This window comes from Allobranchiibius sp. GilTou38 (assembly GCF_017565325.1).
Lineage (GTDB): Bacteria > Actinomycetota > Actinomycetes > Actinomycetales > Dermatophilaceae > Allobranchiibius > Allobranchiibius huperziae.
The window spans coordinates 268611-275246 of the sequence record NZ_JAGEKN010000003.1 but is presented as its reverse complement, the minus strand read 5'-3'; the positions used below and the strand labels follow the sequence as shown (position 1 = coordinate 275246).

6 protein-coding genes are annotated in these 6636 nt (G+C 69.8%); 3 read left to right on the top strand and 3 right to left on the bottom strand.

All coding sequences use genetic code 11. The features are described from left to right. Nucleotides 1–71: 71 nt before the first annotated feature. Nucleotides 72–1490 carry an amidase gene (locus JOB34_RS01820; RefSeq protein ID WP_208051122.1) on the top strand — a complete coding sequence of 473 codons (1419 nt, stop codon included), beginning with the start codon at nucleotides 72–74 and terminating at the stop codon, nucleotides 1488–1490. 75 nt (nucleotides 1491–1565) lie between these two features. Here JOB34_RS01820 and JOB34_RS01815 read toward each other — a convergent pair whose 3' ends face one another. The 3 genes from JOB34_RS01815 to JOB34_RS01805 form a co-directional block, all read right to left on the bottom strand. Further along, nucleotides 1566–2630, bottom strand: coding sequence for a hypothetical protein (locus JOB34_RS01815; protein ID WP_208051121.1), 1065 nt, complete (start codon nucleotides 2628–2630; stop codon nucleotides 1566–1568). Nucleotides 2631–2879: 249 nt separating this feature from the next. Then, nucleotides 2880–3209, bottom strand: coding sequence for a putative quinol monooxygenase (locus JOB34_RS01810; protein ID WP_208051120.1), 330 nt, complete (start codon nucleotides 3207–3209; stop codon nucleotides 2880–2882). A 21-nt stretch (nucleotides 3210–3230) separates the two neighbouring features. Beyond that, a complete protein-coding gene (locus JOB34_RS01805) occupies nucleotides 3231–4616 on the bottom strand; it encodes a helix-turn-helix domain-containing protein (RefSeq protein WP_208051119.1) in 1386 nt (461 codons plus the stop codon). A gap of 203 nt (nucleotides 4617–4819) precedes the next feature. Between JOB34_RS01805 and JOB34_RS01800 the strand changes: the two genes are divergently transcribed. Continuing rightward, the gene (locus tag JOB34_RS01800; RefSeq protein WP_208051118.1) at nucleotides 4820–5863 is read left to right on the top strand and encodes an amidohydrolase family protein; all 1044 of its coding nucleotides are present in this window, start codon (nucleotides 4820–4822) and stop codon (nucleotides 5861–5863) included. Between the two features lie 4 nt (nucleotides 5864–5867). Next, nucleotides 5868–6626 (top strand): iron-sulfur cluster assembly protein, encoded by a 759-nt coding sequence (locus tag JOB34_RS01795; RefSeq protein WP_208051117.1) that lies wholly within the window; start codon nucleotides 5868–5870, stop codon nucleotides 6624–6626. Nucleotides 6627–6636 lie beyond the last annotated feature (10 nt).

Here is a 6636-nt window from a genome sequence, read left to right as displayed (position 1 = left end):
GTGGCTCTCGGTCATACCTGTGCCACGGTGAACCAGGCCCACGACGGCGTACTCACCGGTAGCTTGAGCGGATGGAGACCACGACGCAGCGGGTGCACGCCTTCACCGACGACGCTCTCGGGCAGGACGACGCCACCGGTGTCGCGGCACGGATCGCGTCCGGTGCGATCAGCGCGAGCGAGGCGGTCGATGCCGCGATCGCCCGCAGCGAGGCCGTCGAGCAGCACCTCAGCGGACTGCGGTTCGACGACTTCGACCGGGCGCGCGAACGGGCGGCCGACGGCGCCGGCGGCGCGTTCGCCGGAGTGCCGACGCTGCTGAAGGACAACATCATGGTCGGCGGGATGCCGATGACCCAGGGGTCTCGCGCGTTCGCGATGACCCCGCACCCGAAGGACGGCCCGGTCGCGAGCCAGTTCCGGGCAACCGGGCTCATCCCGATCGGCACCTCGACGATGCCGGAGTTCGGGTGGACCTGCTCCACCGAGACCCTCGAGTACAGCACCCACAACCCGTGGCACACGTCGTACTCCTCCGGCGGCAGCTCGGGTGGTTCGGCGGCGTACGTCGCGGCGGGTGTCGTGCCGATCGCGCACGGCAACGACGGCGGTGGCTCCATCCGGATCCCCGCGCACGCCTGTGGTCTGATCGGGTTGAAACCGACCCGTGGGAGGCTGCGGATCGAGACCGCGGACCGGGTGATGCCCGTACGCGTCGTCAGCCAGTCGGTGCTGGCCCGCTCGGTGCGCGACGTCGCCGGCTTCTTCGCGGCCGCCGAGCAGGTGCACCGCAACCGGCTGCTCAAGCCGATGGGGCTGGTCGACCAGCCGCAGGCGAGGCCGTTGCGCATCGGGCTGCTCATCGACTCACCGGCCGTGCAGACCCGCACCGATCATGAAACCCGCACTGCCGTCGAAGGATTCGCGCGCCAGCTGGAGGGCCTCGGCCACCATGTCGAACCGTACGAGCTGAAGCTGCCGTCCTATTTCAAGGACGATTTCTCGTCGTACTGGATGCTGCTCGGGCTGCTGGCCTCCAGCGGCACGGACCGGGTCTTCGGTGAGGGGTACGACCCCGAGCGGCTGGAGGGGCTCAGCAAGTACCTGGGCGCGCAGGGCAGGAAGCGGCTGCTCAAGATGCCCGTCTCGCTGACGCGGTTGCTCGCCTCCGACGTCGTCTCACGGGTGCAGATGCACCGCGGTCCGGACCTGATCGTGTCGCCGGTGCTGACCGGTACGACGCCCCAGCTGGGCTACCTCGGCGCGGACATCGATCCCGCGCTGCACTTCGAACGGCTCGTCGACCTGTGCGCGTTCACCCCGTTGCACAACGCGACCGGTGCGCCGGCGATCTCCCTGCCGGTGGGCCAGACCGCCGACGGCCTGCCCATCGGCGCGATGGTGTCGGGCACCCACGGCGACGACGCACTGCTGCTGCGCCTGGCGTTGCAGGTGGAGGCCGCTCACCCCTGGCGTCGTATCCAGGACTGACCGAAAGAGCGAGCCGTCGGACGTCACCGTCCGACGGCTCGCTGTCGATACGGCGGCTGTGGCCGGAGGGGACTGCTACCGGCCGGCGCGCACTGCCTTCTTGGCCTTCGGTTCGGCATCGTGCCAGCCCTGCTTCGCGCCCGAGACGATCCCACTGGCCCGGCGCTTGACGGCGCGACCGTAGCGCCGCGCGAACGCCTGGCTCGGGGCCGTCCCCGACGGGGCGGCGGGAGCCGGTGCGGGGGCGGCAGCCGGAGCGGCGGCGGGGGCCGGCTCGGGTGCGGCGGCCACCGGCTCAGCCTTGCCCGGGTACCAGTACGGCGCCCAGAGCTTCGACAGGCCCGCGCGCTTGTCGTCCTTGACCTCGGCGGGCATGTCGCGAACGACGATTCCGACCGCGGCGAGCTCGTCGACGATCTGCGGGGTGAACGGTCGGCGGCGCCACGCGTCGACGATGTAGGTGCGGGTCTTGAGGTAGTCCAGGTACCGGCGCCCGTGCTTGTCGTTCGCGCCGAGGTGGGCGAAGACGGCCATCCGCTCGTCGTGGGCGGGTGCGATCTCCTCCGGCGGGAAGGCGTTCCACTCCTCCGGCTCGGGGAACCGCGCGCTCGGGTCCTTGAGCAGCGTGCCCGCGCCGGAGTGGGTCATCCGCATGCTCCACACCAACAGGTCGTTCGGGCTGTTCTGGCAGTAGAGCGTCGGTCCGGTCTCCAGGTCGCAGATGTCCTGCGATCCGACCTTCAGGTTGAGCCCGCCGGTGTGTTCGGTGTGGTCCTGCAGGTAGATGCCGAACCGCAGCTGCGTGTACCGGTCGTCCCAGTCGGGCGCGTCCGGGTCCAGGCGGTCGGTGTTGTCCTTGTGCCAGGCACGGATGACGCCGTTGATGGTGGCCGAGCTGTCACCGCCGTACAGGACCTCGTCGGTGTCCAGGAGCTTCTTCGCGACCGCGGCCATCCGACCATCGGCGAGGACGTGCCGCATCGGCGAGGTCGCCAGCTCCCCGCCGCCGGACCCGCAGTGCTCGCGCACCTCCGAGCGCATCTGCTCGACCTCCGCGTCGGTGTAGACGTCGGGCAGGATCGCGTACCCCTTGCGCCAGAACTCCGCAACGTCCAGATCCGCCAACGCTTGTTCAAACATACAAACCTCCCGGTCGTGTTCGTCAGTCCGAGCCGCGTCGAGCACGGCTGCAGCTCAGACCCATGGTCCACCACCTCGACGTGTGGTGACATGCCTTTGCACTGTGTGTCTCAGGTGGACGCTGACGGCCCCCGACCCCTGTGTCAGGAATGATGGTCGAGTCGACGCCTGCGTCGTGCCAACCGCGTCGGCGAGTCCCGAAAAGGTCGAGGAACGACGCTCTCAAGCTCCGGCGCGGTCCACGGTCTCCTACGCGGAGGTAGGGGTGACCTCGCCCATCTCGCCCCAACCATGCTGCGGCGTCTCGAAATTGACGATCTGCGGTGTCGATGCGACATGGTCGCCGAGCATCGCGGTCGCCGTCCTGAAGTGCTCGCTCTGCACGTGCCGTGCGCCGGCATCGGAGTCCTCGAACGCCTCCACGAGGGTGAAGACGTTGTCGACGTCCACGCTGCGGCCCCACTCGAAGAAGAGGCACCCGTCCTCGGCGCGGGTCGCCTGCGTGAAATCGTCCACGATGTCCAACCAGCGCGACGCGGATTCGGGCCGGACGGTCCACTTGACCACGATGAAGATCATCGATCGACTGTAACCGCGGGATCAGAGCGCGATCCGGTATCGGGAGATCTTGCGGTAGAGGGTCGCGCGCGATATCCCCAGCTCGGTCGCCGCGTGCGCGACGGTCGCGCCCGGCGCCGCCAGGCACCGCACGATCTCATCCCGCTCGAAGGCCTCGATCCGGGTCAGCACGTGGTCGCCGCCGCTCACCACCCCGGCCGGCAGGTGGCGGACGTCGACCAGGTCGCTGCGCGCGGCGGCGTCGCGGACGACCGTGCGCAGCTCCGCGACATTGCCCGGCCACGATGCGGCGCCGAGCGCCCGCATGGCCCGCGGTGTGAAGCCGACGTCGCGGTGGCGCAACTGCCGCGCGAAGAACGCCGCCAGCGGCGCCACGTCGTCGGCGCGGTGCCGCAGCGGCGGCGCCTCGACCACTGTGTGCACAGCCTCCCTCAACGGGCTGGGGATCGTCTCGTACGACCTGGCGGTGACGGTGAGGGGATGCGGGCGCCGATCCCGGCCTCCGGCGTCCGCCACCAGCTGCGCGGCCGCCCAGGACGGCAGGGTGTCTGCCGCTGAGATCACGACCCCGATGTCGTCGGCCCGCAGCTCCGGTGACCACAGCGCCATCCAGCCGGAGACGTCCGACGGTCGAGGCGCTCGGGCGACCAGCACCCTGCCCCGACGGTTGCCCGCGCGCCTGCCGAGCATCGCGAGCGTCGTACGTCCGCTGCCCGACTCGCCGACGACCGCCACCAGGCCTCCGGTCGCCAGCGCCGCTATGGTCTCGGCGCGAGCGGCGCTCCACCCGATCGAGACGCACGGGTCCTCCGCGCCGAGCGGGCGCTCGCCGGTGAGCACGTGGAAGACCTCGCCGCGCGGCGCGGGTTGCTCGTGCAGGCCCACGCTGCGCACCTGCATCAGCGACGTGGTGTTCGCGGACGCCGATTGCGCGAGGGCGAGCAACAGGTGCGAGGAGGTCTGCGACCAGGTCGTGAGGTTGATGCAGCCGAGCAGCCGCCCGTCGCCAGGGTCCATCACGGGGGCGGCCGCGCAGGTGTACCGGCGCAGCGGCGCCACGTAGTGGTCGCCTCCGCGGACCAGGGCCGGCACCTGATCAGCGAGGGCCAGTGCCAGGCCGTTGGTCCCCGCCGTCCGCTCGTCGTAGTAGAAACCGGGCGCCAGGTGCACCCGGTCCAGCGAGTGCTCGATGCGGCTGTCGTCGGACCAGCGGGTGAGGACGAGCCCGTGCGGGTCGGTGAGCATCACACCGACCGGCTCGTCGGCGAGCGTGGTGCGCAGCCCCTGCAGCACCCGAGCGCCGCACTCGAAGAAGAGCGACCCGGTCGGCAACTCGTCGGCGTACACCTCGGCGACCTCCTCGGGGGAGACGCCGTACTGCTCGCTGCGGGCCCAGGACGCGCGCATCCGACCTGACCTGCTTGATCCGAGCAGTCCGCCCGGGCCTGAGCCGGAGAGTTCTTCGCCCACGGACGTGCCCTTCGCACCCTGTCTCAAAGTGAGACACCGCACCTGGTCGGTGTGGCGTGCATCACACCTAGCGTCTCCAGTGTGAACCCGTTCGCGCGCGTTGTCCCCTGCTGCTGCGAACCCCAGGTCTAGGAGGATCCATGTACACCAAGGACGGCGAGAACTACTTCATCCTCGATGCGCACGTGGCGCTGTGGGATGCCCGCCCGGAGAACCAGCTCAACGTGCACGGCAAACAGTTCATCGACTGCTTCTACGACTACCACCGCAATCTCAGCCCGGAGTCGGAGGTCTGGCCGTACGAGGACTACCTCTACCAGGGCGGCGACCGGCTGATGAAGGACCTGTTCGAGGACGGGTACGTCGACCACGCGATCTTCCAGCCCGCCTACCTGGGCGAGTTCTACAAGAACGGCTTCGGGCAGACCGACGAGGCGTCCGCGCTGACGAAGGCACACCCGGACAAGCTCACCTACAACCACAGCTTCGACCCGCGCAACGGCGAGGCCGGCCTGGACCAGCTGCGAGCCGACGCGGAGCGCTTCGACCTCCAGGGCGTGAAGCTCTACACCGCCGAGTGGCACGGGGACTCGCGCGGCTACAAGCTGTCCGACGCGTGGGCCTACCGGTACTTCGAGCTCTGCCAGGAGCTCGGCATCAAGAACATTCACGTGCACAAGGGCCCGACGATCCGCCCCCTGGACCGGGACGCGTTCGACGTCTCCGACGTTGACCACGCGGCGACCGACTTCACCGACCTCAACTTCGTGGTCGAGCACTGCGGCCTGCCGCGGCTGGAGGACTTCTGCTGGATCGCCACCCAGGAGCCGAACGTCTACGCAGGGCTCGCGGTCGCGATGCCGTTCATCCACACCCGGCCGCGCTACTTCGCCCAGATCATCGGCGAACTCATCTACTGGCTCGGCGAGGACCGCATCTTCTTCTCCAGCGACTACGCGCTGTGGACGCCGAAGTGGCTGGTCGAGCAGTTCGTGGACTTCCAGATCCCGTCGGACATGACGGAGTACGGCCAGCTGACCGTGGAGCAGAAGAAGAAGATCCTCGGCCTCAACGCCGCCAAGCTCTACGACATCCCGGTGCCGACCGAGCTGCAGGTGCCGGACGCCGACGAGACCAAGACGGGCCCGCGCGAGCCGGAGTCCGCCGACCTGGCCTCGGTCTGACGGGATGGGCGCGGTACTCACCGGGGCGCGGTACGACGACGTCCGCCGCGCGCTCGACACCGTGATCGATCCCGAGCTCGACGAACCGGTCACCGACCTGGGGTTCGTGGCGTCGCTGGTGGTCGACGGCCGGCGCGTGGAGGTGCACCTGCGGTTGCCGACGTCGTTCTGCTCGCCGAACTTCGCGTGGCTGATGGTGTCGGACGCGTACGACGCGGTGTCCGCGGTCGACGGGGTGGAGCATGTGGTCGTCCAGCTGGACGACCACCACGACTCCGACCTGATCAACCGCGGGCTCGCGGCCGGCGCCGGCTACCGGGGCACCTTCAAGCACGAGGCGCTCGACAACCTGGACGAGCTGCGGGCGACCTTCCAGCGCAAGGCGCACACGGCGGCGATGGAGCGTGCGCTCACGGCGTACCTGCGCGCCGACCCGACGCGCACCGAGGCCGACCTGGCCGACGTACGCCTGGGCGATCTGCCGGACGATCCGGGCACGGAAGCTCTGGTACGCCGCCGCGAGACCCTGGGTCTGCCGGTCGACGCCGACGCGCCGGTGCTGCTGAACGACGACGGCACCAGACCGACCCGCGAGCAGGCCAGTCCCGTTCTGCGGCGGGCGCGTTCGGTGCGCATCTCGGTCGACGGCAACGCTCACTTCTGCCGGGGGCTGCTCGCCACCCGCTATCCCGGCGCGGAGGACGACCAGGTCCCGCGTGCCGACGATGCCCACCCGCTGCTGCCCCTGTCCGTCCTGTCCTGAGAAAGAGGTC

Bases quoted from the DNA above. Each gene is read 5' to 3' on its own strand.
- JOB34_RS01820 (WP_208051122.1), top strand. From the start codon at position 72: ATGGAGACCACGACGCAGCGGGTGCACGCCTTCACCGACGACGCTCTC.
- JOB34_RS01815 (WP_208051121.1), bottom strand. From the start codon at position 2,630: ATGTTTGAACAAGCGTTGGCGGATCTGGACGTTGCGGAGTTCTGGCGC.
- JOB34_RS01810 (WP_208051120.1), bottom strand. From the start codon at position 3,209: ATGATCTTCATCGTGGTCAAGTGGACCGTCCGGCCCGAATCCGCGTCG.
- JOB34_RS01805 (WP_208051119.1), bottom strand. From the start codon at position 4,616: ATGCGCGCGTCCTGGGCCCGCAGCGAGCAGTACGGCGTCTCCCCCGAG.
- JOB34_RS01800 (WP_208051118.1), top strand. From the start codon at position 4,820: ATGTACACCAAGGACGGCGAGAACTACTTCATCCTCGATGCGCACGTG.
- JOB34_RS01795 (WP_208051117.1), top strand. From the start codon at position 5,868: ATGGGCGCGGTACTCACCGGGGCGCGGTACGACGACGTCCGCCGCGCG.